The organism is Streptococcus sanguinis (assembly GCF_050222175.1).
Lineage (GTDB): Bacteria > Bacillota > Bacilli > Lactobacillales > Streptococcaceae > Streptococcus > Streptococcus sanguinis_M.
In genome coordinates, this window is record NZ_CP071420.1 from 43,803 (window position 1) to 69,309 (window position 25,507).

27 protein-coding genes are annotated in these 25,507 nt (G+C 44.7%); 24 read left to right on the forward strand and 3 right to left on the reverse strand.

Going from position 1 to position 25,507, the window contains the following annotated elements:
• Positions 1–104 precede the first annotated feature (104 nt).
• From purD to purB, 6 genes are all read left to right on the forward strand, one after another.
• Positions 105–1,367, forward strand: a complete 1,263-nt coding sequence (gene purD, locus J1C91_RS00285; RefSeq protein ID WP_125438947.1) for a phosphoribosylamine--glycine ligase — start codon at positions 105–107, stop codon at positions 1,365–1,367.
• A 297-nt stretch (positions 1,368–1,664) separates the two neighbouring features.
• Positions 1,665–2,153, forward strand: a complete 489-nt coding sequence (gene purE, locus J1C91_RS00290) for a 5-(carboxyamino)imidazole ribonucleotide mutase (protein ID WP_125438945.1) — start codon at positions 1,665–1,667, stop codon at positions 2,151–2,153.
• Positions 2,140–3,219, forward strand: a complete 1,080-nt coding sequence (gene purK / locus J1C91_RS00295; protein ID WP_125438943.1) for a 5-(carboxyamino)imidazole ribonucleotide synthase — start codon at positions 2,140–2,142, stop codon at positions 3,217–3,219. Before purE ends, purK begins: the two co-directional genes overlap by 14 nt.
• A 129-nt stretch (positions 3,220–3,348) precedes the next feature.
• Positions 3,349–4,095 (forward strand): hypothetical protein, encoded by a 747-nt coding sequence (locus tag J1C91_RS00300; RefSeq protein ID WP_125438941.1) that lies wholly within the window; start codon positions 3,349–3,351, stop codon positions 4,093–4,095.
• Positions 4,088–5,356, forward strand: a complete 1,269-nt coding sequence (locus tag J1C91_RS00305; RefSeq protein WP_185761327.1) for a DGQHR domain-containing protein — start codon at positions 4,088–4,090, stop codon at positions 5,354–5,356. The genes J1C91_RS00300 and J1C91_RS00305 overlap by 8 nt, the downstream gene beginning before the upstream one ends.
• Before the next feature lie 344 nt (positions 5,357–5,700).
• A complete protein-coding gene (gene purB, locus J1C91_RS00310; protein WP_049547558.1) occupies positions 5,701–6,996 on the forward strand; it encodes an adenylosuccinate lyase in 1,296 nt (431 codons plus the stop codon).
• 44 nt (positions 6,997–7,040) lie between these two features.
• Here purB and J1C91_RS00315 read toward each other — a convergent pair whose 3' ends face one another.
• Both J1C91_RS00315 and J1C91_RS00320 read right to left on the reverse strand, forming a co-directional pair.
• Positions 7,041–7,607: an NAD(P)H-dependent oxidoreductase gene (locus tag J1C91_RS00315; protein ID WP_049500296.1), complete on the reverse strand. Its 567-nt coding sequence runs from the start codon at positions 7,605–7,607 to the stop codon at positions 7,041–7,043.
• Positions 7,604–8,200, reverse strand: a complete 597-nt coding sequence (locus tag J1C91_RS00320) for a TetR/AcrR family transcriptional regulator (RefSeq protein ID WP_002908413.1) — start codon at positions 8,198–8,200, stop codon at positions 7,604–7,606. The genes J1C91_RS00315 and J1C91_RS00320 overlap by 4 nt, the downstream gene beginning before the upstream one ends.
• Positions 8,201–8,417: 217 nt before the next feature.
• Here J1C91_RS00320 and dhaK point away from each other — a divergent pair, with 217 nt between their 5' ends.
• From dhaK to dhaM, 3 genes are read left to right on the forward strand one after another with little or no spacing between them, the layout of a single operon-like run.
• Positions 8,418–9,407 (forward strand): dihydroxyacetone kinase subunit DhaK, encoded by a 990-nt coding sequence (gene dhaK, locus J1C91_RS00325; RefSeq protein WP_002908414.1) that lies wholly within the window; start codon positions 8,418–8,420, stop codon positions 9,405–9,407.
• Between the two features lie 10 nt (positions 9,408–9,417).
• Complete coding sequence (dhaL, locus tag J1C91_RS00330) at positions 9,418–9,996, forward strand: dihydroxyacetone kinase subunit DhaL (protein WP_002908417.1); 579 nt, start codon at positions 9,418–9,420, stop codon at positions 9,994–9,996.
• Positions 9,996–10,370 carry a dihydroxyacetone kinase phosphoryl donor subunit DhaM gene (gene dhaM, locus J1C91_RS00335; RefSeq protein ID WP_002898815.1) on the forward strand — a complete coding sequence of 125 codons (375 nt, stop codon included), beginning with the start codon at positions 9,996–9,998 and terminating at the stop codon, positions 10,368–10,370. The genes dhaL and dhaM overlap by 1 nt, the downstream gene beginning before the upstream one ends.
• Positions 10,371–10,698: 328 nt before the next feature.
• Here the strand turns inward: dhaM and J1C91_RS00340 are convergent, their stop codons facing one another.
• Positions 10,699–11,415: a GntR family transcriptional regulator gene (locus J1C91_RS00340; RefSeq protein ID WP_048773645.1), complete on the reverse strand. Its 717-nt coding sequence runs from the start codon at positions 11,413–11,415 to the stop codon at positions 10,699–10,701.
• 139 nt (positions 11,416–11,554) lie between these two features.
• On the opposite strand from J1C91_RS00340, the gene J1C91_RS00345 reads away from it, so the two are divergent.
• From J1C91_RS00345 to J1C91_RS00415, 15 genes are all read left to right on the forward strand, one after another.
• Positions 11,555–13,342, forward strand: a complete 1,788-nt coding sequence (locus J1C91_RS00345; RefSeq protein ID WP_125438937.1) for a glycoside hydrolase family 35 protein — start codon at positions 11,555–11,557, stop codon at positions 13,340–13,342.
• On the forward strand, positions 13,339–13,815 hold the full coding sequence (locus J1C91_RS00350) for a PTS system mannose/fructose/N-acetylgalactosamine-transporter subunit IIB (protein WP_002898809.1): 477 nt from the start codon (positions 13,339–13,341) through the stop codon (positions 13,813–13,815). The genes J1C91_RS00345 and J1C91_RS00350 overlap by 4 nt, the downstream gene beginning before the upstream one ends.
• Positions 13,816–13,840: 25 nt before the next feature.
• On the forward strand, positions 13,841–14,746 hold the full coding sequence (locus J1C91_RS00355; protein WP_002908421.1) for a PTS mannose/fructose/sorbose/N-acetylgalactosamine transporter subunit IIC: 906 nt from the start codon (positions 13,841–13,843) through the stop codon (positions 14,744–14,746).
• Complete coding sequence (locus tag J1C91_RS00360; RefSeq protein ID WP_002908422.1) at positions 14,733–15,557, forward strand: PTS system mannose/fructose/sorbose family transporter subunit IID; 825 nt, start codon at positions 14,733–14,735, stop codon at positions 15,555–15,557. Before J1C91_RS00355 ends, J1C91_RS00360 begins: the two co-directional genes overlap by 14 nt.
• 11 nt (positions 15,558–15,568) lie before the next feature.
• A complete protein-coding gene (locus J1C91_RS00365; RefSeq protein WP_002894390.1) occupies positions 15,569–15,973 on the forward strand; it encodes a PTS sugar transporter subunit IIA in 405 nt (134 codons plus the stop codon).
• A 309-nt stretch (positions 15,974–16,282) separates the two neighbouring features.
• Positions 16,283–17,461, forward strand: coding sequence for an SIS domain-containing protein (locus J1C91_RS00370; RefSeq protein ID WP_002908423.1), 1,179 nt, complete (start codon positions 16,283–16,285; stop codon positions 17,459–17,461).
• Positions 17,462–17,475: 14 nt separating this feature from the next.
• Positions 17,476–18,513: a tagatose-bisphosphate aldolase gene (lacD, locus tag J1C91_RS00375; protein WP_002908424.1), complete on the forward strand. Its 1,038-nt coding sequence runs from the start codon at positions 17,476–17,478 to the stop codon at positions 18,511–18,513.
• Positions 18,514–18,537: 24 nt separating this feature from the next.
• Entirely contained in the window at positions 18,538–19,584 is a 1,047-nt protein-coding gene (locus J1C91_RS00380; RefSeq protein ID WP_002908426.1) for an aldose epimerase family protein, read from the forward strand.
• A gap of 555 nt (positions 19,585–20,139) precedes the next feature.
• On the forward strand, positions 20,140–21,138 hold the full coding sequence (gene ruvB, locus J1C91_RS00385; RefSeq protein ID WP_002908428.1) for a Holliday junction branch migration DNA helicase RuvB: 999 nt from the start codon (positions 20,140–20,142) through the stop codon (positions 21,136–21,138).
• Positions 21,135–21,704 carry a nucleotidyltransferase family protein gene (locus J1C91_RS00390; RefSeq protein WP_002908429.1) on the forward strand — a complete coding sequence of 190 codons (570 nt, stop codon included), beginning with the start codon at positions 21,135–21,137 and terminating at the stop codon, positions 21,702–21,704. Before ruvB ends, J1C91_RS00390 begins: the two co-directional genes overlap by 4 nt.
• Before the next feature lie 274 nt (positions 21,705–21,978).
• A complete protein-coding gene (locus J1C91_RS00395) occupies positions 21,979–22,401 on the forward strand; it encodes a low molecular weight protein-tyrosine-phosphatase (protein WP_002908431.1) in 423 nt (140 codons plus the stop codon).
• Entirely contained in the window at positions 22,394–22,819 is a 426-nt protein-coding gene (locus tag J1C91_RS00400) for an MORN repeat-containing protein (protein ID WP_002908432.1), read from the forward strand. Before J1C91_RS00395 ends, J1C91_RS00400 begins: the two co-directional genes overlap by 8 nt.
• Positions 22,809–24,614, forward strand: a complete 1,806-nt coding sequence (locus tag J1C91_RS00405; protein ID WP_125438962.1) for an acyltransferase family protein — start codon at positions 22,809–22,811, stop codon at positions 24,612–24,614. The genes J1C91_RS00400 and J1C91_RS00405 overlap by 11 nt, the downstream gene beginning before the upstream one ends.
• Before the next feature lie 81 nt (positions 24,615–24,695).
• Positions 24,696–24,872, forward strand: a complete 177-nt coding sequence (locus J1C91_RS00410) for a hypothetical protein (protein ID WP_185761330.1) — start codon at positions 24,696–24,698, stop codon at positions 24,870–24,872.
• The gene (locus J1C91_RS00415; RefSeq protein ID WP_125438935.1) at positions 24,869–25,396 is read left to right on the forward strand and encodes a hypothetical protein; all 528 of its coding nucleotides are present in this window, start codon (positions 24,869–24,871) and stop codon (positions 25,394–25,396) included. The genes J1C91_RS00410 and J1C91_RS00415 overlap by 4 nt, the downstream gene beginning before the upstream one ends.
• Positions 25,397–25,507: the final 111 nt, after the last annotated feature.

Below are 25,507 nucleotides of genomic sequence, written 5' to 3' on the forward strand. Positions count from 1 at the left end.
GTTATAATTTAGATAAATAATTCGTAAAAATGCAATGATTTTTACGTGATGTGTTAGTTTGGTGCGTAAGCGCCTGTGATATTTGATATTGAGGTATCTTAGCTATGAAGCTTTTAGTCGTTGGTTCAGGCGGTCGTGAGCACGCGATTGCCAAGAAGTTATTGGAGTCTCAGGGTGTGGAGCAGGTGTTTGTCGCTCCTGGAAATGATGGCATGACCTTGGATGGGTTGGATTTAGTAAACATTGGAATTTCCGAACATTCTAAACTGATAGAATTTGCCAAGGAGAATGATGTTGCTTGGTCCTTTATCGGTCCGGATGATGCCCTGGCAGCTGGAATTGTAGATGATTTTAACCAAGCTGGACTCAAGGCTTTCGGCCCATCTCGTTTAGCAGCGGAGCTGGAGTGGTCCAAGGATTTTGCCAAGGAAATCATGGTCAAATACGGTGTTCCGACAGCAGCCTATGGCACATTTTCCGACTTTGAGGAAGCCAAATCCTACATCGAAAAGCAAGGGGCGCCTATCGTGGTCAAGGCGGACGGCCTAGCTCTGGGCAAGGGTGTAGTCGTAGCGGAGACCGTAGAGCAAGCGGTCGAAGCAGCTCACGATATGCTCTTGGACAATAAATTTGGCGACTCGGGTGCGCGCGTGGTTATCGAAGAGTTCCTGGACGGCGAGGAGTTCTCCCTCTTTGCCTTTGTCAATGGCGATAAGTTTTACATCCTGCCGACAGCCCAGGACCATAAGCGGGCCTACGATGGGGACAAGGGGCCCAATACAGGCGGTATGGGAGCCTATGCGCCGGTGCCTCACCTGCCACAAAGCGTGGTGAACCAGTCAGTTGAGACCATTATCAAGCCCGTTCTCAAAGGCATGATAGCTGAGGGACGACCTTATCTTGGCGTGCTCTACGCTGGGCTGATTCTGACAGCAGATGGCCCCAAGGTTATCGAGTTCAACTCGCGCTTTGGCGATCCGGAGACCCAGATTATCCTGCCGCGCCTGACGTCTGACTTTGCGCAGAACATCACGGACATTTTGGACAAGAAGGAGCCGGCTATCACTTGGCTGGATGAGGGCGTGACACTTGGCGTGGTTGTCGCTTCAGAGGGCTACCCACTGGACTATGAGAAAGGCCTGCCTCTGCCGGAGAAGACAGACGGCGACATTATCACCTACTATGCTGGGGCTAAGTTTGCGGAAAATAGCAGAGCGCTGCTGTCGAATGGCGGTCGAGTGTACATGCTGGTCACCACAGCAGATACCGTCTCAGCTGCGCAGAAAAAAATCTACGACCAACTAGAAAAACAAGACACCACAGGCCTCTTTTACCGAACAGACATCGGGAGCAAGGCGGTTAAATAAAACTCTTCAAAAATCTACGATTGACTGTGTTAAAGCTCTTTGATGAACTTTAGTTCGAATTTCATCGCTTTGCACTGTCATCTTGAGAATTTATTCGAGCATTCTGATGTTAGCGCTAGCTTAGGCGACGCAGTCGCCAAATACGATAAAGGTCGCCGTGGTGAAAAGACCAGAACAGTGTATGTTCTGGTCTAGGGAAAATTTGAGACTTCGGGCTCAAATTTTAGGAATGAACCCGAAGGTTTGCTTCTGACCCACTACTTAAAACCATTATCAAAAAGAAAAAGGATATTAACAATGAAACCAATTATTTCCATCATCATGGGCTCCAAATCCGACTGGGCCACCATGCAAAAAACTGCCCAAGTTTTAGACCGCTTTGGTGTAGCCTACGAAAAGAAAGTCGTCTCTGCCCACCGCACGCCGGATCTCATGTTTCAGCACGCCGAAGAAGCACGTAGCCGTGGGATTAAAGTCATCATTGCTGGTGCTGGTGGTGCCGCTCATTTGCCAGGAATGGTAGCGGCTAAAACGACTTTGCCTGTCATCGGTGTACCGGTCAAATCACGCGCGCTCAGCGGTCTGGACTCGCTTTATTCGATTGTTCAGATGCCGGGTGGTGTGCCTGTAGCAACTATGGCCATTGGGGAAGCAGGAGCGACCAACGCTGCCCTGACTGCCCTGCGAATCTTGGCCATTGAAGACCAAGACCTAGCAGCAGCGCTAGTGGATTTTGCTGAAGAACAAGGAAAAATCGCTGAGGAGTCTAGCAATGAGCTCATCTAAAACAATCGGAATCATCGGTGGCGGCCAGCTAGGTCAGATGATGGCCATTTCTGCTATCTACATGGGGCACAAGGTCATCGCGCTGGATCCTGCGGCGGATTGCCCAGCCTCTCGCGTGGCAGAGATTATCGTAGCGCCTTATAACGATGTGGATGCCCTCCGTCAGTTGGCTGAGCGTTGCGATGTCCTCACCTATGAGTTTGAAAATGTCGACGCTGACGGTTTGGACGCTGTTATCAAAGACGGTCAGCTTCCACAAGGTACAGACCTGCTTCGTATTTCGCAAAATCGTATTTTTGAAAAGGACTTTCTTTCAAATAAGGCTCAAGTCACTGTGGCACCCTACAAGGTTGTGACTTCAAGTCAAGATTTGGCAGATATTGACCTGTCGAAAAACTATGTCCTCAAAACGGCGACTGGTGGCTACGACGGACATGGGCAAAAGGTCATTCGCTCGGAAGAAGATTTGGAAGAAGCCTATACGCTAGCCGATTCAGCAGACTGTGTCTTGGAAGAGTTTGTCAACTTTGACCTTGAAATTTCTGTCATTGTATCAGGAAATGGCAAGGATGTGACGGTTTTCCCAGTTCAGGAAAATATCCACCGCAACAACATCCTGTCTAAGACCATTGTGCCAGCCCGCATTTCGGCTAGTCTGGCTGACAAGGCCCAAGCCATGGCGGTGCGAATTGCAGAACAGCTCAAGCTATCTGGCACGCTCTGCGTGGAAATGTTTGCGACCGCTGATGACATCATCGTCAATGAGATTGCCCCACGACCACACAACTCTGGGCATTATTCTATCGAAGCCTGCGACTTCTCGCAGTTTGACACCCATATCTTGGGTGTTCTCGGAGCACCATTGCCAGCTATCCACCTACATGCGCCAGCTGTTATGCTCAACGTACTTGGTCAGCATGTCGAGGCCGCTAAGAAATATGTCACAGAAAATCCATGCGCCCACCTCCACCTGTATGGTAAAATAGAAGCGAAGCACAACCGAAAAATGGGGCATGTGACTGTGTTTAGTGATACGCCAGATAGTGTGGTTGAGCTTGGGGAGTAAGACAGGACACCTGTTATAAGGTCCGTCGTCTTACCCCTGCAAGGTTGACTAGGCTTGTCGTAGTTGATAAAGTCAGCAAGAGAAGTCAGTCAACTACTGCTGGAAAGGGATTGATTTTTAGGAGAATATATGAAGGATTTTTTAAAAAAACATAATATAAAAAGAGTAAATATTTTTTGGTTCTTTTCGAGCCTTGTTTTTTCAGCTATATTTGCGCTGATATTATCTTTAATATCTAAAAAATGGTGTAACTTTATATCAGATACTTTAAGTCTAACGGCACTTCCTTCTCTATTTATCAGTTGTCTAGTATTGACTAATATAGATGATGTTAGGAAACAAATAAAATCAGAAGAAGAAAGTCGGGATTTTTTTGATCGAAGAAAAAACCAAGCTTTGTCCATATTTGTTAGGGATTATGAGGATAATTTTAAAACAAATTCAAAAAGCTTAAGAGATGATTTAAAGAAGATTATTTTAGGTGAATCAGATTTTTCTGAAGAGTTTAATAAAAGAATCAGGAAAATAAGCTTAGAATGCTTTCAGTCTTTAGAAATTTATAGTTATGTTGAAACACGAATTAATATTAGAGGAGCTCAGAAAACTGAGGCATTCGCAGATGAGACTCAAAGAAGTTTAGATATTGACTTGAACATTTTAAGTAATTTGAAAGCTAGTTTGAGAAATTGTTATAATTTAGATAATGAGAATTTTAAGAAACCGGAGTTCTGCGAGGATCTATCAAAGTATTTGAATGATTTTGATAACTTTTGTGATTTTTTGATAAAAGAGTCTAAAGGAGATGGAATGATATCGGATGAGCACGTTGGTAAAGATTCTGAAGCTTCGCAAGGTATGGGAGATTTTTATGAGTAAATTAAATTATATAAAACTAGAACAACCTGTGGGAGACATGTTTTTAGTTAAGATGAAAGCAACTCAAGTAGCTAATATTGCAGCCTCAAAGACAAGAAAGTCTTATAATGATAATAGTGGCATACAACGAAAACTTGATCCCCATAGGATAAAGAGTATAGCTAAATTTTGTAAAACAAAGAACGCAATGTTCCCTACTCCTATTATTCTATCTGCATCAAGTGATTATTTTGTTATAAATGAGAAGGAGAGTACTCTGACTATCCCTAGCATAGGTGAAGACGAGAATAAATTTTGTTCTATTGTAGATGGTCAGCATAGATTAGAAGGTTTGAAGGAATCAGGGGTCATTGAGAAATTCGAATTGTTGGTTTCTTTTGTATTTGACACCGATCCATCAAGAGATGCATCTTTGTTCTCCATTATTAATGGAAATCAAAAACCGGTTTCACGTTCTTTAATCTATGATTTATATGGTCTATCTAGATCAAGAACTGTTGAAAAAACATGTAATAAAGTTATGAGATCCCTTAATGGTGAAGATGATACTAAGTCCGAGTTAAACGGTAAAATTAAGATGTTGGGCTATAAGGACGAATTTTCCCAGAATGGAATAGTTTCTCAAGCTGCTATGATTAAAAATCTTATGAAGCTCATTACCGATAAATCTGAGCGAGATAATATAGATATTGAATTTGGAAGAGAATTAAAGCAGTTAGACTCTAGACAGTATATTTTTAGGGAGAATTTTATTAATGGTAACGATGAGTTTATAATTCAAGAGAATGTTGATTTCTTCAATTCTTGGATGAAGAGGCTGAGTGAAGTAAAAGAAAAGTACAATATAAATGAAAACAAGCAGTTTGAAAAGACTATAGGTTTTTCTGTTAGTTATCGAATATTACGAATTTTGTACGTAGGTTGGGAAGATGGAAAAGAATATACATCTAGATATATAGAAGATCAATATCTAAAAAAAGATTATTATCCAATAGGAAATAGAAAAGATTTCTATAATTTAATATTATCAGCTATGTTTGCAAAATTTTTTGAATTAAAACTAGATAATAATGTCTACTCAAGTAGTGAGTCTGGAGTGAATGACTTAGAAATAGACCTAGTCGCTATATTATGGGATAATGGATTGATTTCTCAAGATTTAGTTTATAAAATTTATAGCAAAGAAAAAAAGATTGAAAAAATTATAGAAAGAAAAAAATATTTGCAAATAGTGGCTCAGAACTTAGATATTATAAAGTAAAGAATGTCGTATTTATTAGGATTGAATTTAGATATCCAATTTTTAATAGAATAAGAAAAGAAAGGAGAAGGGGCAAGTCCAATTATTTGAACTCGGGCTAAAAGCGCCTCTCCTCCTGTAAAATATAATAGAAAGGAACACGGGCATCGTATTCTCTAAATTGAATACGGGCTACGGACTTCTTTGAATTGAAATTTTAAACAAAGAAAGGAAATGGGCATCTAGTTTGCAGAACTGAACCCGGGCGGAAAGCTCGGAATTTAGATAAACCTCCTAGGACGCAAGCGTCCGTCGTTGGTTTCCTAAAATTCAGTCGCTTTCTAGTCGCCCTTGGTATCATAATCATGATCAACCGTTATTCTCGCCCTGAAATGGCGAACATTTGGACTGAAGAAAATAAGTACAAGGCTTGGCTTGAGGTGGAAATCTTGGCGGATGAGGCATGGGCTGAGTTGGGTGAGATTCCCAAGGAAGATGTGGCCTTGATTCGCGAGAAGGCAGGCTTTGACATCGACCGTATTTTGGAGATTGAGCAGGAGACGCGCCACGATGTGGTGGCTTTCACACGGGCGGTTTCTGAGACGCTGGGTGAGGAGCGCAAATGGGTGCACTATGGCCTGACCTCGACCGATGTGGTAGATACAGCCTACGGCTACCTCTACAAGCAGGCTAATGACATCATCCGTGAGGATTTGCGTCGCTTCACTGACATCATTGCAGAGCGGGCGCGGGAGCACAAGTTCACCATCATGATGGGACGGACCCACGGGGTGCATGCGGAGCCGACGACTTTCGGCCTTAAGCTCGCGACTTGGTACAGCGAAATGAAGCGCAACATCGAGCGTTTTGAGCTTGCGGCTGCGGGTGTGGAAGCTGGGAAAATCTCTGGTGCGGTTGGGAACTTTGCTAACATTCCACCATTTGTGGAAAGCTATGTCTGTGAGAAATTAGGCATCCGTCCGCAGGAGATTTCGACTCAAGTTCTGCCACGTGACCTCCATGCTGAATACTTCTCAGCTCTAGCCTTGATTGCGACGTCTATCGAGCGCATGGCGACTGAAATTCGCGGTCTGCAAAAGTCTGAACAACGCGAGGTCGAAGAGTTCTTTGCCAAGGGGCAAAAAGGATCTTCAGCTATGCCTCATAAGCGCAATCCAATTGGCTCTGAAAATATGACCGGTCTGGCGCGTGTTATTCGCGGTCACATGGTGACAGCCTTTGAGAATGTCTCTCTATGGCATGAGCGCGACATTTCCCACTCATCAGCTGAGCGGATTATCGCACCGGACACGACCATTCTCATCGACTACATGCTCAACCGCTTTGGTAATATCGTCAAGAACCTGACCGTCTTCCCAGAAAATATGAAGCGTAACATGAACTCGACCTTTGGTCTCATCTTCAGCCAGCGGGCTATGTTGACCTTGATCGAAAAAGGCATGACGCGGGAGCAAGCTTATGATCTGGTGCAGCCAAAGACTGCTCAGTCTTGGGACAATCAAGTAGACTTCAAGCCTCTGCTCGAAGCGGATCCAGAAGTCACTTCCCGTCTTACTCAGGAAGAGATTGATGAAATCTTCAACCCAGTTTACTATACCAAGCGCGTAGATGAAATCTTCAAGCGCGTGGGCTTAGATTGAACATAAAAGCAGGCACTTCCTAAGAAGCGCCTGCTTTCTTTATCTTAAATTTGACTGGCCAGTTGCCCGATTTTCTTGAGCATTTCTTGGCGTTGTTGGTCTGTTTTACGTTCTACTCCGTTGAGCTCGGTCAGTTTGACTGGAGAAATACCACAAAGTTTCAGGATTTGATTTTTAAGCACCTTACCGTAGTCTTGGACAAAAGGCAGGGCAAAACCTGGTGTATTGTGGCTGACGATAATCCAGCCGGATTTCCCTTGCAGGTGGCCTTGGAGTCCGACTTTCTTATAAGAGTAGGCAAAGTCAGCCGCAAAGACACGGTCAATAAAGCCTTTGAGAATGGCCGGCATACCGCTCCACCAGATAGGGAAAATGAAAATCAGATGGTCTGCCCAAGTAATCAAATCCCTGTATTTTGCCATTTCAGGGTCTTTGTGCAGGTCACGGCGTCTATGTTCTTGGTCAAAGCGCAAAATCGGGTCAAAATTTTCAGCATACAAGTCCAAGGTTTTCACCTCATGCTTCTTAGAAAGGTTGCTTTGAACCTCTTTGAGAATAGCAGTATTGAAGCCAGTTGGGCTGGGGTAGGTGTAAATAATCAAGGTTTTCATAATCGTTCTCCTTTGATATAAATGTCAAGCATGTGCTCGATAGTACTTTGGATAGCTTGAGGGTCAAGGTCTTGTCCGATAGGACTGTTAGCCAGAACGGCTAGACCCGTGATAAAGCTCCAAAAGTGAAAAAGACTTTCCGCTTCGCTATTGCTAAAATTTTCCTCCTTACGAAGCTTTAAAACAAGCCCCTTAAATTTATCAAATCCAGGCAGATCAGACTCCAAGAGAATGGTGTCCTGAGTCACCTTCATATATTTAAAAGGAAATTTGATAAAGAGAGCTTCGAAAAAATGAGGATAGGTCTTGGCAAAAATAATGAAATTAAGACCAAGCTGGGTCAGCTGATCACGCGCAGAACCTGTCGCATCAATCTTTTCATTGATTTCCTGATTGAGAAAGAGCGAAAGCTGGGTCAAAACCACCTTGAGGTAGCCTTCCTTGCTCTCAAAATGGCGGTAAGGGCTGCCGTGAGTTACACCGCAGGCCTTGGCAACAGTCCTGAGCGAGAGCTGTTCAATTCCGTGTTTTCCGATTTCTTCAATCCCCGTTTGAATGAGCTGTTCTTTCAGCTGGGCAGTATTGCGTTTCATTCATTTTCTCCTAAAGTATACACTGTCTACTTATCTATCTTTAGTATACACTGTCTACTTTTTATTGTCAAATAATTTGATGCTTTCTTCTAGTCTAGGATGTGGCAGAATTTGCTTTCGGTAAGATAAAATGTTAAAATAACATTGAAATGATAGCGCTTTCTTTTTAGGGCAAATTGTTCAATTATAAAGAAGCGCCGAGAAACGGAGGACACCTATGAAGAAAATTATCAACGATCCAACAGCGGTTGTGGACGAGATGCTGGACGGCTTGGCCTATATCCACAGCGATTTGGTTTATCGGGTGGAGGGCTTTGACATCATTGCCCGCAAGAGTGAGAAGACAGGTAAAGTTGGCCTGATTTCTGGCGGAGGCAGTGGTCATGAGCCTTCCCACGCTGGCTTTGTCGGTGAGGGCATGCTGTCGGCTGCTATCTGCGGAGCGGTCTTTACTTCACCCACACCTGACCAGGTCTTGCAGGCTATCAAGGAAGCAGATGAGGGTGCTGGGGTCTTCATGGTGATTAAGAATTATTCCGGTGACATTATGAACTTTGAAATGGCTCAGGAAATGGCTGAGATGGAAGGGATTGAGGTGGCTAGTGTCGTCGTAGATGACGATATCGCAGTGGAAGACAGCCTCTATACGCAAGGCCGCCGCGGAGTGGCTGGTACCATCCTTGTCCATAAGATTCTAGGGGATGCGGCGCGTGCAGGCAAATCTCTGACTGAAATCAAGGCTCTAGCTGACGAGCTGGTCAAAAATATCCATACGGTCGGCTTGGCTCTGAGCGGAGCAACCGTACCGGAAGTCGGCAAGCCTGGTTTTGTTTTGGCTGATGATGAGATAGAGTTCGGTATTGGCATCCACGGTGAGCCCGGCTATCGCAAGGAAAAGATGCAGCCGTCTAAGGACTTAGCCAAGGAATTGGTCGAGAAGCTCAGTCAGTCCTTTGAGCTCAAATCTGGCAAGAAAATTGGGATCCTCATCAATGGTATGGGGGCAACGCCGCTCATGGAGCAGTATGTCTTTGCAGCCGATGTAGCAAATCTTTTGGCAGAAGCTGGAGTCGAAGTTGTCTATAAAAAGCTGGGTAATTACATGACTTCCATTGATATGGCAGGGATTTCTCTGACCTTTATCCAGCTGGATCAGCCAGACTGGCTGACAGCTCTCAACAGTCCTGTCACGACAGCCGCTTGGTAAGGAGGTGCTTATGGACGCAGCAAGAGCAAAAAAATGGATGCAGTTGTTTAACGAAAAGATCCAGAATCAGAAAGACTATCTGTCTGATCTCGACACTCCCATCGGAGATGGCGATCATGGTGCCAATATGGTCAGGGGAATGGCGGCAGCAGTAGAGAGTCTAGCTGCTAAGGATTTTGCCAGTGCGGCTGAGGTTTTTCAGGTTGTTTCCATGCAGCTGATTAGCAAGGTCGGCGGTGCTTCCGGGCCTCTTTATGGTTCGGCCTTCATGGGCATGGCCAAAGCTGAAAAAGACGGCAAAGACTTGTCAGGAGTCATCCAAGCTGGACTGGACATGATTCAGAAGCGGGGCAAGGCTGTGCCTGGTGAGAAGACCATGGTGGATGTCTGGTCAGGAATTCCTCTTTCTCTGCAGTCTGGAGAATTGACGCATGAAAAGATTGGTTCTCTAGTGGAAGCGACCAAGGATTTGAAGGCGACCAAGGGGCGGGCTTCCTATGTCGGTGAGCGTTCTATCGGTCATATCGATCCCGGTTCGGCTTCATCTGGTCTCCTCTTTGAGGCTCTTCTAGAAACGGAGGCAGACTGATGGCAGATACTGGCATTCTTATCGTTTCCCATTCCAAAAACCTAGCCCAAGGCTTGTTTGACCTCATTTCGCAGGTGGCGGCAGATGTGGCCATCAGCTATGTGGGCGGGTTGGACGACGGTAGCATTGGGACCAGCTTTGAAGGGATTCAGGCAGCTTTAGATGCCAATGACAAGGACACTATTTTGGCCTTTTTCGATCTGGGTTCGGCTCGGATGAATCTAGAAATGGTCGCAGACTTTTCTGACAAGGAAATCATTATCAATAATGTTCCTTTGGTAGAGGGCGCTTATACGGCTGCTGCCCTTCTTCAGGCTGGGGCAGATTTGCCTAATGTTTTGCTTCAGGTCCGTGAATTAGAAATAAAAAAATAGCCGTTTTTCTAAAGACTTAATAAACGACTTCAATTGAAAAATAAGGAACATTTTATATCAAAAAGCTGGGATTTAATCCCAGCTTTTTTGCTTTATCCTTGTACCAATTTTCAGGGAAATAGCCAGTATTTCTTAATTTTTTCTTCTTTAAATTGATTAAAAATAGGACAAATTTATAGTATATGTTTAATTTTTGACACTATTCGCTTTTTAATGAACAAAAGTTTTTAGAATGGATTGCAAATTGGTATAGATAGACTTATAATAGATATAAGTACACAAGATGAAACAAAAAACGACAGCCGATTAGAAGCCATCGTTTTCAATCTTAGTGGTCCCGATTGCAGGAAATGAACTTAATCTTGAAGAAGTCACCGCGTTTGTAAGTTTCGCTGTACTCTAAGATCTGTCCTGTGCTTTCCAGCTGGGTAATTTTTACCTGATGAACGGTTGGGAAGTTGGTATCAACTTCCAACACTTTCGCAACATCTTTTGGTGTTGGGAAGACAATTTCGTTGGTCTCTTCAAAATGTTCATCATTCATGTGAATGTGGTAGTCAGTTTTGAAGCGGTTGTAGATAGAGCTGTAGTAGTCCATATCTGGATAGTTAGGATTGATGTACTGCTCAGGGATATAGGTTTGGTGATAGATATAGACTTTATTGCCAGTCCGTCTGATCCGGTCAATCTTATAGTAGAACTGTGTTGGTGCTAGTTCTAGCTTATCCAAGATTTTCAGGTCATTCCCGCGTTTAATGGAGAGAACAGTCACCTTATCTTTTTGGATAGGGAAGGTCTCAACGTCAGAAAATTCCACCAGCTTGTGCTTTCTTGCACGTGAAACGAAGGTTCCCTTGCCTTGCTGGCGGATGATGTAGCCATCGTTGGCCAGTTCATTCAAAGCGCGGACAACAGTAATGGAGCTGACATTAAACATCTGAATCAGCTCAGCCTCTGTGTAAAACTTATCGCCATTTTCAAATTTGCCAGAAATGATTTGCTGCTTGAGCTCATCTTTGATTTGTTGGTATTTTGGAATAGCCATTTTGTTCACCTCTCTTTTTTTACTTCTCTTACTTAAGATTTTAACATATTTTTAAAAAAAATGTTGACATTTATGCAAAAATTTATTATATTAATATTAACAAGAGATGAAAGCGGTTTTATAATTGAGGGAGCATCAGATGGCAAGATTCAAAATTGGTCATTCCTTCTGTTTGGATGATCGGGAGTTTAAGATTTTATCGGGAGCCATTCACTATTTTCGGGTACAGCCTGAGGATTGGTATCATTCCCTTTATAATCTCAAAGCTCTGGGCTTTAATACGGTGGAGACCTATCTTCCCTGGAATATGCACGAACCCCAAAAAGGTGTCTTTGACTTCCAAGGGATTTTAGATATTGAGGCATTTTTACAGACAGCTCAGGATTTGGGACTTTATGCCATTATCCGCCCTTCGCCTTTTATCTGCGCGGAGTGGGAGTTCGGTGGTCTGCCGGCCTGGCTGCTCAATGAAAATATGCGCATCCGCTCATCAGATGAGGCCTTTCTGCAGGCTGTAGCCAGCTATTATGACGAGCTGCTGCCGCGACTGACTCCAAGACTTCTGGACAATGGGGGAAACATCCTCATGATGCAGGTGGAAAATGAGTACGGTTCTTATGGAGAAGACAAGGCCTACTTAAAAGCAATCAGACAGCTCATGGAGGAGCGAGGTGTAACCTGTCCGTTCTTTACTTCAGACGGACCTTGGCGGGCTACCCTTCAAGCGGGTACGCTGATTGATGACGATGTCTTTGTGACAGGAAATTTCGGCTCTAAGGCAGATTACAATTTTGCTCAGATGCAGGAATTCTTTGATGAGCATGGCAAAAAGTGGCCGCTCATGTGTATGGAGTTCTGGGACGGCTGGTTCAATCGCTGGAAAGAACCTATCATCAAGCGAGATCCAGACGAACTAGCTCAAGCTGTTCACGAAGTGCTCAAGCAGGGCTCAATCAATCTCTATATGTTTCATGGCGGTACCAACTTTGGCTTCATGAACGGCTGTTCAGCCAGAGGTGTCATTGACCTGCCACAGGTAACTTCCTATGACTATGATGCTCTACTCGATGAGCGTGGCAATCCGACGGATAAGTACTATGCAGTCCAGAGGATGCTGAAAGAGCATTATCCAGAGTATCCGCAGATGGAGCCACTGGTGAAAGAGTCTTTTGAACTCGGAAATATTCCGCTCAGTCAGAAAGTCAGTCTCTTTGAGACCCTGCCTGACTTGGCAGAGCCTATCGAAAGTCTCTATCCGATGAAGATGGAGGAGCTGGGGCAAAATGTCGGCTACCTGCTCTATCGGACTTGGGCTAGTTGGGATGCTGATCAGGAAAGACTCCGTGTCATTGACGGCCGCGACCGTATGCAGCTCTATGTGGACGGTCAGCACATAGCAACCCAGTACCAGACAGAAATCGGTCAGGATATTATGGTGGACGGTCAGAAAAAGGCAGAGCACCAGCTTGACATTCTGATGGAAAATATGGGCCGGGTCAATTATGGGCACAAACTCTTGGCAGATACCCAACAGAAGGGCATTCGTACGGGTGTCTGCAAGGATCTGCACTTCCTGCTTGACTGGCAGCATTATCCGCTTCCGCTGGACCATCCAGAAAAGATAGACTTTTCAAAAGGGTGGCAAGAAAAACAACCAGCTTTCTACGCTTTTGACTTTAAAATGAAAGCGCTTAAAGATACTTATCTGGAACTGTCCGACTTTGGCAAGGGCGTCGTCTTTGTCAATGGTGTCAGCATTGGCCGTTTCTGGAATGTCGGACCGACCCTATCGCTCTATATCCCGCACAGCCTGCTCAGAGAAGGCGACAATCGCATCATTATCTTTGAGACAGAAGGGATCTACAGCGAAACCATTCACTTAGTTAACCAACCTACATTTAAAACAATAAAGGGGGAAAATCTATGACAATAGTAGGTGCACGTATCGATGGACGTTTAATCCATGGACAGGTAGCCAATCTTTGGACTACCAAGCTCAACATTTCACGCATTATGGTGATTGACGATGAGGTAGCTGAAAATGCTATCGAAAAGAGCGGACTCAAGCTCGCAACGCCAGCTGGTGTGAAACTTAGTGTCTTGCCGATTGCTAAGGCAGCAGAAAATATCTTGGCTGGAAAGTATGATTCGCAGCGACTCTTGATTGTCGCTCGCAAGCCAGACCGCTTCCTGCGGTTGGTCGAAGCTGGTGTTCCGCTGGAAACGCTGAACGTCGGCAATATGTCTCAGTCAGATGAAACTCGCTCCATTACCCGCTCTATCAACGTGGTAGACGCAGATGTTGAAGCCTTTCACAAGCTGCACGAAAAAGGAGTCAAACTGACCGCGCAAATGGTTCCCAACGATCCGGTTGAGGATTTCATGAAGTTATTAAAATAAGACAAAATTTTAGGAGGACATTGTTATGATACAATGGTGGCAAATTTTACTACTCACTTTGTACTCAGCTTATCAAATCTGTGATGAGTTGACCATCGTTTCGTCAGCAGGATCCCCTGTATTTGCTGGCTTTATTACTGGCTTGATTATGGGGAAACCAGTGACCGGTTTGTTTATTGGTGGTAGCCTGCAATTGTTCGTTCTTGGTGTAGGGACATTTGGTGGAGCTTCTCGTATTGATGCGACATCAGGTGCCGTTCTTGCGACAGCCTTTTCCGTAGCACAAGGCATTAAGCCAGAGTTGGCTATCGCGACAATCGCAGTACCGGTAGCAACTTTGCTGACTTACTTCGATATCTTGGGCCGTATGACAACGACTTATTTCGCGCACCGTGTGGATGCAGCAATTGAGCGCTTCGACTATAAAGGTATTGAACGCAACTATCTCTTAGGTGCACTTCCTTGGGCTCTGTCTCGTGCCCTCCCAGTCTTTCTGGCTCTGGCATTTGGTGGAACATTTGTTCAAGCGATAGTAGATGGTGTTGCTGGTGTGAAATGGTTGGCTGCAGGTTTGACGCTGGCTGGTCGTATGCTTCCAGGACTCGGGTTTGCTATCTTGCTCCGTTACCTTCCAGTTAAACGTAATCTTCACTACTTAGCTCTTGGTTTTGGCTTGACGGCTATGTTGACTGTGCTTTATTCAAACATTCAAACTTTGGGTGGGGCTGTATCTAGTATTGTTGGAACTCTTCCAAAAGATGCTGCAATCACATTTGCCAACAACTTCAAAAGCTTGTCTATGATTGGTGTAGCTATCTTTGGTATCTTCCTTGCAGTACAGCATTTCAAATACAGCCAAAGAACAGTAGTTGCTGCTCCAGCTGCTAGTACAAAATCAGAAAGTGAGGAAATTGAAGATGACGAACTCTAATTATAAATTAACAAAAGAAGATTTTAAACAGATCAACAAACGCAGCTTGTTCACTTTCCAATTAGGCTGGAACTACGAGCGGATGCAAGGTTCTGGCTATCTCTACATGCTCTTGCCTCAGCTGCGCAAAATGTACGGTGACGGCACTCCAGAATTGAAAGAAATGATGAAATTGCATACGCAATTCTTCAATACATCACCTTTCTTCCATACCATTATTGCAGGTTTTGACCTAGCTATGGAAGAAAAAGACGGGGTTAAATCAAAAGATGCTGTCAACGGTATCAAGACAGGTCTTATGGGGCCGTTCGCTCCTCTTGGAGACTCTATCTTTGGCTCTCTTGTGCCAGCTATCATGGGATCTATTGCTGCTACCATGGCTATCGCAGGCCAGCCTTGGGGAATTTTCCTTTGGATTGCTGTAGCAGTTGCTTATGACATTTTCCGTTGGAAACAGTTAGAATTTGCCTACAAAGAAGGGGTCAATCTCATCACCAACATGCAAAGTACTTTGACAGCTCTTGTTGAAGCGGCTTCTGTATTGGGTATCTTTATGGTGGGTGGTTTGATTGCTACTATGATCAACTTTGAAGTATCCTGGGTATGGAAGATCGGTGAAAAAGCTATTGATTTCCAAGACATGATGAATCTGATTTTCCCACGTTTGATTCCAGCAGTCTTTACAGGCTTTATCTTCTGGCTCTTGGGCAAGAAAGGAATGAACTCTACTAAGGCTATCTTCATTATCATTTTCATGGCAGTAAGCTTCTCTGCTATCGGCTACTTCCTGCTGGGACAAGTACCAGAGTAATGGAGTGATTTATGAGCAAGAAATTAGTTTTAGTCAGTCATGGTCGCTTTTGTGAAGAGCTGAAAACCACTACGGAAATGATTATGGGACCTCAGGAGGACATCCATGCAGTAGCCCTGCTTCCGGAGGAAGGTCCAGAAGACTTCGCAGCTAAATTCTTAGAGACGGTCAAAGATTTTGAGGATTACTTGGTTTTTGCGGATCTCTTGGGGGGCACTCCTTGTAATGTAGTCAGCCGCTTCATTATGGAAGGACAGGATATCGAGCTTTATGCGGGGGTCAATCTGCCCATGGTCATTGAGTTTATTAACGCTTCTTTGACAGGAGCAGAAGTCAGCTATCCATCCAAGGCAGCAGAGAATATTGTTAAGGTTAATGATGTTCTAGCTGGTCTAATGGATGATGAAGATGAATAAAAGCTTGAACAGCCACTTCTAGTTAGGTCAAGTCCTTGCGCTGTCAGCAGATGGGAGATTGCTGATAGGTGAAGATTTACTACAGTGGATGATTCAAGCATACTGGTCTAAGAGGAATTTGGGAGATGCCTCTTGGCCTAGGGAAATGGATGGTTCAGCATTGCAAAATGCAGTTGCTGTCTGGCTTGAAAAAGCTTGTTAAAAGCATAGTTCAAGTCTAGCCATCGTTGGGGGGTGGGACAGCGAGCCGAAAATCTTTGATTTTCTGGATTCTGTCTCGCTCCCCCTTTTTTCAAATAATGGAAAGGAATGAGAAAGAGAATGTTAGATTATTCACAGGAAGAATTGCAGCGTCTGGGGGCTGACATCACAACGAGAGAAATCTATCAGCAGCCTGAGGTGTGGCAGGAAGCCTTTGACAGTTACAAGGCTCAGGCCTCAGATATCGCTGCTTTTCTGAAAAAAATCGAGGACAAACATGACTACATCAAGGTCATTTTTGCCGGAGCCGGCTCATCAGCCTATGTCGGAGATACTTTGACGCCTTATTTCAGGCAGATTTATGATGATCGCAAATGGAATTTCAACGCTATTGCGACAACAGATATCGTGGCCAATCCCTTAGTGCATCTGAAGAGAGAAGTACCGACAGTGCTGGTTTCCTTTGCCCGCAGCGGTAATTCCCCAGAAAGTGTAGCGACTGTGGACTTGGCCAAGCAGCTGGTGGATGACTTATACCAGATTACCATTACTTGTGCTGCCCAAGGCAAGCTAGCCCAGCAGGCCCAAGGTGATGAAAAGAATCTTTTGCTCCTGCAGCCAGAAGCTTCTAATGATGCTGGCTTTGCCATGACCTCTAGCTTCAGCTCCATGATGCTGACAGCTCTTTTGGTCTTTGACCGGGCTGAACTAGCCCAGAAGGAAGCCAAGGTTGCGGCTTTGATTCAGCTCAGTCAGGATGTTTTAGGACGCGTTGCAGATGTGCAGCAGCTGGTTGAATTGGATTTCAGCAGGGTCATTTATCTGGGGGCAGGGCCTTTCTTTGGTCTGGCGCATGAAGCACAGCTTAAGATTTTAGAGCTGACAGCCGGCCAAATTGCGACCATGTACGAAAGTCCAGTCGGTTTCCGGCATGGACCAAAGTCGCTGATTAACCAAGACACCGTCGTTTTGGTCTTTGGCTCGACAGATGGCTATACCAAGGCTTATGATTTGGACTTGGTGCGGGAAGTGGCTGGTGACGGGATTGTCCGCAGACTAGTCTTGCTGACTGACCGGGAGGAGCAGTTGGAAGGAGTCGAGCAAGTAGTGCTAAGTACCCAAGAGCCTCTGGGAGATAGCTATCGCATCTTTCCTTACATTGTTTACGCTCAGCTATTTGCCCTCCTGTCCTCGCTCAAGGTCAAGAACCGTCCAGATACGCCGTCTCCGACAGGAACGGTCAATCGTGTAGTACAAGGAGTTATCATTCACCCTCTTGGGCAGTAAGAAAAGGAAAAGTTATGGAGAAATTACAAATCAGTCACAAAAAAGTGAGCCATTTGAAAAAATTATCAGACGAGCAGGGGATTATCGGGGCTTTGGCTATTGACCAGCGTGGTTCGCTCAAGAAAATGCTGGCCAGCGGAGAAGATGCGCCATCTGGTGACCAAGCTCTGGTTCAGTTTAAAGAATTAATCTCTAGTCAGCTGACGCCCTACGCCAGCTCCATCCTGCTGGATCCAGAGTTCGGTCTGCCGGCAGCCGAGCTGCGGGATGCTTCCTGCGGTCTGATAGTGGCCTACGAGAAGACCGGCTATGATGTAACAGCTGAGGGCCGCCTGCCGGACTTGCTGCCTAACTGGTCAGCTAGTCGCATCCGATACATAGGCGCAGATGCTGTCAAGGTCTTGATTTACTATGATGTGGATGACAAGTCTGAAATCAACGACATCAAGCAGGCCTGGGTTGAGCGCGTGGGCAGTGAATGCTTAGCTGAGGATATTCCTTATTTTCTGGAGATTCTGACCTATGATGCTAAGAGTGACAGTGTCTTGGACGCTAACTATGCCAAGCTTAAGCCGCATAAGGTCAATGAGGCAATCAAACTCTTTTCAGATTCCCGCTATCATGTAGATGTCTTAAAGGTTGAAGTGCCGGTCAATATGAACTTTGTCGAGGGCTTCACCAAAGAAGGGGTTGAGCCAGTCTACAGCGTGACAGAAGCCCAAGCTTTCTTTAAAGAACAGTCAGATGCGACGCACTTACCTTTCATCTTCCTCAGCGCTGGTGTCAGTGCCGAACTTTTCCAAGAAACGCTGCGGCTAGCCCATGAAGCGGGCTCACAGTTTAATGGTGTTCTGTGCGGACGGGCTACCTGGAAAGATGCAGTCTCAGTCTTCGCTCAAGAGGGAGCTGTAGCAACTCGAGCGTGGCTGGACGAGACAGGCCGTCAGAATATCGAGGATCTTAATCAAGTCTTGCGCCAAACAGCGGTGTCTTGGGTGGACAAGCTTGACCTGCCTTTTGAAGACAGGACTTGGCAAGTTCGTGATTTTTAACAGGATAGATAAAAGAGGTTTGGTATGAAATCTTACCGAGAATCCATTTTTGGAAAGCTGGGCGGTCAGGAGATTCTGGCTTATACTTTTGAAAACGAACGAGGTTATCGTCTGACAGTCATGAACTACGGAGCAACCGTCGTCCAGTATGTTACCCCTGACAAAAATAATCACTTTGACAATATCGTCGTTGGCTTTGATCAGTTTGAGGATTATATTGGAAACAGCCCTAAGCATGGAGCCAGTATTGGTCCGGTGGCTGGACGTATTGCCGGAGCAACGTTTGATTTGAATGGCCAGACCTTTCAGCTAGAGACCAATAATGGCTTAAACTGCAACCATAGTGGCTCCAGCGGCTGGGACAGTAGCGTTTTTGAGGTTGAGGAAGTCAGCAATGACGGGCTCACCTTTTATGCAGAGCGGCCTGACGGAACTGGCGGCTTTCCTGGCAATCTGAAAATCTGGGTTTCCTATACCCTGACAGAGAAGGGCGAGCTGGAAATCTCTTATCAGGTACAGACTGATCAGGCTACCTTGGTCAATCCGACCAACCACAGCTATTTCAACCTGTCTGGTCGTTTCAATCAGCCCATTGATGATCATATCCTGCAGCTTAATACTGATGGTGTCTATCCTATCGCAGCTGACGGTCTTCCTGAAAAAAAGGCTGATGCAGAGCGTGACTTTGTCAAGAAGCTGACCAAGGGCGCTGCCCTTAAAGAAATTTTCGATGCGACCGATGAGCAAATCCAGCTGGTATCTGGCTTGGATCATCCCTTTGCGCTAAACCCAAGCCGAGACCAGGCAGGCACGCTCTATCATCCAGCATCGGGCCGCCGCCTGACCATTCAAACTCAGGCGCCCTGCCTAGTGATTTATTCAGCGAATTGCGTGGATGATTCTGTTCGGTTTGACGGACAGCCTATGATTCAGCATAATGGCTTGGCTCTGGAAGCCCAGGCTTTGCCGGATGCCATTCACAGCAGCCAGCAGTCAGATGTCATTCTCAAGGCCGGTCAGATTTTTACCAGCAGGACAGTGTATTTTGCTGATGTACCAGCAACTTTATAAAGAAACAATCGCGAAAGAGCACAGAAAACGGCAGTACCTCCTTCTGCCGTTTTTCTTTGTCCAGTTTTCAGAGACTATGTTTTCAGTAGCCAATCTTAAGCAAGGAAAAAGGCTCCACAATCAAAAGCAAAATTTTTTTGCTAACTGAATTTTACTTTAAGTTTTTCTTAAGCTAAGAGCAGTATACTATGAGTATCAAATGAAGCCCCCTAACTTTGTTTGATAATCCTAAACTTTTTCATAATAATCTCCCATAAAGGCCACCCAATCCGGTGGTCTTTTTTTGCTCAAATTTTAGAATAAGACAGGAAGTTTATCGGATTGTAACTCAAATGTTAAATTTTAAAGGATACGTTATACAAAGTTAAGGTTTCTTTAAGTTAGGGGCAGTATACTATGAGTATCAAATGAAGACCTCCTAACTTTATTTGATAGAAATCCTAAACTTTTTCATAATAATCTCCCATAAAGGCCACTCAATCCGGTGGTCTTTTTTTGTGTTCAGACGTTGATTAGATTTGCTTCCTCTGCTTTATTTTCTGCTATAATAGTTCTATGAGTAGAATTTTAGACAATGAATTAATGGGTGATGAGGAATTAGTGGAGCGCACCTTGCGTCCCCAGTATTTACAGGAGTATATCGGTCAGGACAAGGTCAAGGACCAGCTGAAGATTTTTATTGAAGCGGCTAAGCTAAGGGATGAGGCGCTGGACCACACCCTGCTTTTTGGCCCTCCAGGTCTGGGGAAGACGACCATGGCTTTTGTTATTGCCAATGAACTAGGCGTAAATCTCAAGCAGACTTCTGGTCCGGTGATTGAAAAGTCCGGAGACTTGGTTGCAATCTTAAATGACCTTGAACCGGGGGATGTCCTCTTCATAGATGAGATTCACCGCTTGCCAATGGCGGTAGAGGAAGTGCTGTATAGCGCTATGGAAGACTTTTACATCGACATTATGATTGGCTCGGGCGAGACCAGTCGCAGCGTCCATCTGGATTTGCCGCCTTTCACTCTGATTGGGGCGACCACTCGGGCAGGCATGCTGTCCAATCCTCTGCGGGCTCGCTTTGGGATTACCGGTCACATGGAGTATTATGAAGCTGGCGACTTGACGGAAATTGTCGAGCGGACGGCAGAGATTTTTGAGATGGCTATTACCCACGAGGCTGCGAAGGAGCTGGCTCTGCGTAGCCGAGGCACACCGCGGATTGCCAACCGTTTGCTCAAGCGGGTGCGGGACTATGCGCAGATTATGGGCAATGGCCTGATTGATGATAAGATAACCGACCAAGCTCTCTCCATGCTGGATGTGGACCAGGAAGGTCTGGATTACGTGGACCAGAAGATTTTGAAGACTATGATTGAGGTTTACGGTGGCGGTCCGGTAGGGCTTGGAACCCTCTCAGTCAATATTGCCGAGGAGCGCGAAACCGTAGAGGACATGTATGAGCCTTACCTGATTCAGAAAGGCTTTGTCATGCGGACTCGGACTGGGCGCGTGGCTACCCGCAAAGCTTATGAGCATCTAGGATATGAGTATATGAAGGAATGATGACAGAAAAGGAGATTTTAGACCGACTAGGCCAAGATCCAGACATCCGAGCGATTTTGGAAATTATTCGCAGTCTGGAGCTCAAGGATTCTTGGCTAGCGGCTGGTTGTGTGAGGAATTTTATCTGGAATATGCTATCAGAGCGACCAGGTTTTGATTCAGATACGGATGTAGATGTCATTTTCTTTGATCCGAGTTATGCTGAGGCAGAGACGTTAGATCTGGAAGTCAAGCTCGAGGCAGACTGGCCACAGTATCGATGGGAGCTGAGAAATCAAGCCTATATGCACCGCCATAGTCCTGGAACAGCGCCTTATAAAAATGCTTGCGAAGCCATGAGTAAGTATCCTGAGCGCTGCACGGCTATCGGCCTGCGCTTGCTGGCAAATGACAAACTGGAACTTTTTGCTCCCTATGGTTTGGAGGATATCTTAAACTTTCAGGTTAGACCGACTCCTCATTTTCTTGAAAATAAGGAGCGCCAGCGTGTCTATGCTGAGCGCTTGGCTAAGAAGAATTGGCAGAAAGGCTGGCCGCAGCTGGAATTTCACTATCCCAATAAATAAGTACAAGATAAGAGTAAAATGTTTAAGTTATTTTAAGGAAGCTTTAAGAAATGGATATTATACTATAACCAAGTTAAGAAATTAACTTAACTCCTAAAACTTTTTTCTTTTTAAAAAATAATCTCCCTACAAAAAGCCACCAAACGGTGGTTTTTTGCTATTTTCAGACATGAGAGGGCAGGGCTTGCCAGTTTTCAACGAGAATCAGGAAACTGTAAACGATTCAGAGCTAGTTTTTGCCATTATTTTGTTATAATAGATAGCGAGGTATTCTATGAAGAAAATTGTATTTGTATGTTTGGGCAATATCTGCCGCAGTCCGATGGCAGAGTTTGTCATGAAGAGTTTAACAGACCAACTGAAAATCGAGAGCCGGGCAACCTCAAGCTGGGAGCACGGCAATCCCATTCATCGAGGAACACAGGCTATTTTTAAGAAATATGCCATTTCTTATGATAGGGACAAGACTTCTCAGCAGATTTCGACAGCAGATTTTGCGGATTTTGACTATATCATCGGTATGGATGAAAGCAATGTCCGAGATTTGAAGCGGATGGCGCCTGAGGATTTTCAGTATAAAATTTATCAGTTTGAGGAAGAAAGTGTGCCAGATCCTTGGTACACAGGAGATTTTGACCAAACCTATGATTTGGTCTTGGCTGGCTGCAAGAAGTGGCTAGAGTATTTGGATGGATAGGAATATGGATAAAGTAAAAGAATTTTACGATAAATACAAGGTCTATCTGACCCGGCAGAATTTAGAACTTTTGGCTGTAACGGTCATTGTGCTGTCAGCTATTCTGGTCTTTACCTCGGGGATTCCTGGTAAGGGCGTTTTAACGCTGGATCAGGGGAAGATCAAGTATGACGGGACCTTGGTTCGCGGGAAGATGAACGGTCAGGGGACTATGACTTTTCAAAATGGGGACAGTTATACCGGTCAATTTCGCAATGGCATCTTTGACGGCAAAGGGACTTTTACCTCGCAGGCTGGCTGGAAATATGAAGGGGACTTCAGCAAGGGTCAGGCCGATGGACAAGGAAAGCTAACGACAGAAGGCAATGTCGTTTATGAAGGAACGTTTAAACAAGGAATTTATCAAAATGCGCATTAAATGGTTTTCGCTCGTCAGAATCACGGGGCTGCTTCTAGTTCTGCTTTATCATTACTTCCAGGGCGTTTTCCCTGGCGGTTTTATTGGCGTGGATATCTTCTTTACCTTTTCTGGCTTCTTGATTACCGCTCTGCTTATTGACGAGTTTGCTAAGAAGAAAGAAATCGATATCCAAGGCTTTTTCAAACGGCGTTTTTATCGGATTGTACCCCCTCTGGTCTTTATGATTTTGGTCGTTATGCCCTTTACTCTCTTGATACGTAAGGATTTTGTGGCTGGGATTGGGACACAGATTGTAGCTGCTTTGGGCTTTGTGACAAACTTTTATGAAATGCTCTCAGGCGGCAGTTATGAGAGTCAGTTTGTGCCGCACATCCTGATCCATACTTGGAGTCTGGCTTTAGAAGTGCACTATTATGTTCTTTGGGGCTTGGCCGCTTGGGGCTTGGGCAAGGTTGCCAAGTCAACAGCCCGCTATCGCGGTATGATTGCGCTGGTTTCTGCAGGTCTCTTTTTGGTCAGCTTTATATCAATGTTTGCTGGCGCTTTGACCACTAAGAATTATTCTGACATTTATTTCTCAAGTTTGACCCACATCTTTCCTTTCTTTGCAGGAAGTATCCTAGCAACCTTGTCAGGTGTCGGCCATGTCAGCAGTCGCTTTAAGATGCTGGAGCAAAAGCTGGCTCTCAAGCAAGTGCTAGGAATTATGGGGGGCAGCGCAGCTGTTTTGCTTTTGCTCAGCTTCCTGCTCAAGTTTGACAACCTTTGGACCTACCTGGTAGGATTCTTGATTTCGACTATCTTGGCCTGTCTGATGATTTTGGCTGCTAGGATGCTGCATGATAAGCTCCCTGATGTGAAGGAACCTAGCGTTATCAACTTTATCGCAGATACCAGCTATGGTGTTTATCTCTTCCACTGGCCATTCTATATTATCTTTACCCAACTGATGAGTAACGGCTTGGCTGTTCTCTTGACCACGCTGCTGTCTCTTACTTTTGCAGCCTTGTCTTTCTATATCTTGGAGCCAACTCTTGCTGGTCGTCAGCCAGTTATCATGGGAACCAAGATGGACTTATCGTCTCTTACCAGACCAATCTTTTACAGTATGATTCCGCTGACTTTGATTATGTTCTTTATCTCGGTGACAGCACCAAAGGTCGGAGCTTTTGAGGAAAGTTTGATTGTTAATGCTCTGAATCAAGCAGACACTAAGATGCAGACAACTCGCAGTCAGGTTGATCAGTCCAAGGCGACTGAGTACAATGTGGCAGACGGGATTACCATGATTGGTGACTCGGTTGCCTTGCGCTCAAGCGATCAATTGCAACAGATCTTACCAGGAATCGAGCTAGACACTGTCGTTAGTCGCAGTCTGAGTACAGGCTTGGAGGTCTATAAGACAGATATTGCTAATAGGGTGCTGAAGAAGCAGGTTGTTCTGGCTCTTGGAACCAATTCGTCTGGTTATTCGAATGAGCTTTTGGATGAATATGTTTCCAGCCTGCCTAAGGGGCATCAACTGATCCTCGTGACTCCTTATGACGGTCGCTCAGAGGGCGGAGTCTTGGCCCAGCAGCGGGAGTATGAACTGGAATTAGCCAAAAAGTACGACTATGTCTTTGTGGCTGACTGGCATCAAACTGCTATCGAAAATCCGCAGATTTGGGAAGGGACAGACTATGTCCACTTTGGCTCGAACTCAGAGTCCATCATTGAAGGGGGAACTCTCTATGCCAATACCATTAAGCAAGCCATAGAAGAAGCAAATTCTGGCAATGTGAAACCATAAATAATCAGCTCGGTTCGTCCGAGCTTTTTATAGAAGGCAAAAGAATCTACCGTCTCATCTAATGCTATTATTAGCGAGTCGATGGGAGTTTCAAACTGGAACATCAAGGATTATCTTGATGTTGATAAATATTTCATAGTGGGTGCAGATATTAAATATGACTTGAGTTTATTGCAAGGTCATTATGGGGACAATGAAGGAGACGCGGCTATGGTTCAGGATGGAATTGATGCATACAAGAAGGAGAATAAAGAATGATAACTTCAATAGTTTTTATTACTTCTCTAGTGTTACTTTTCCGTTATTTTAAAAATAGGAAATCGCGGATTATTATTGCGTTATTATATAGTTTGTTTCTTATATGGTATGTTCAAGCAGTTTTGAATTACGGTAAATACACTTTGCAGCCTGGTCAAAGCATAGAGCTGAGAGCGCATCCTAATGCAGACCAACTGGGATATAGTTCTGAGTTGATTTTAAAAAAGAACGATGATAAAAAAATCAAATTAACAGGTATTGAAGTTTGGAGCGAAAAAAATTCTAGAATTTACTATTATGTTAAGGAACAGTATATCTCTCAATCTATTTATGAAAATGGTGAAACGACTGATAAAAAACTATCTAATAATCAAAAAAATATTCACCTGGAGGAAGATGGAATTGTAGTTAATTATACTAATAAAAAAATCTTTGATGTTACTAAAAGTAAACCGTATAATATTACTATCACCAATATTGACGATAGACCCGCTCAATTTGAAGCCCGAGTGGTGGATAGATGAAGTCGAGTAGGAACTCGAAAAGTGAACCTTCGTGAGTGGTGCTAATAGCCGACTAAAGAAGCTTGGTACAAGTACAAAGGAAGAGATAATTAATAGGATTTTTAAGAGTTA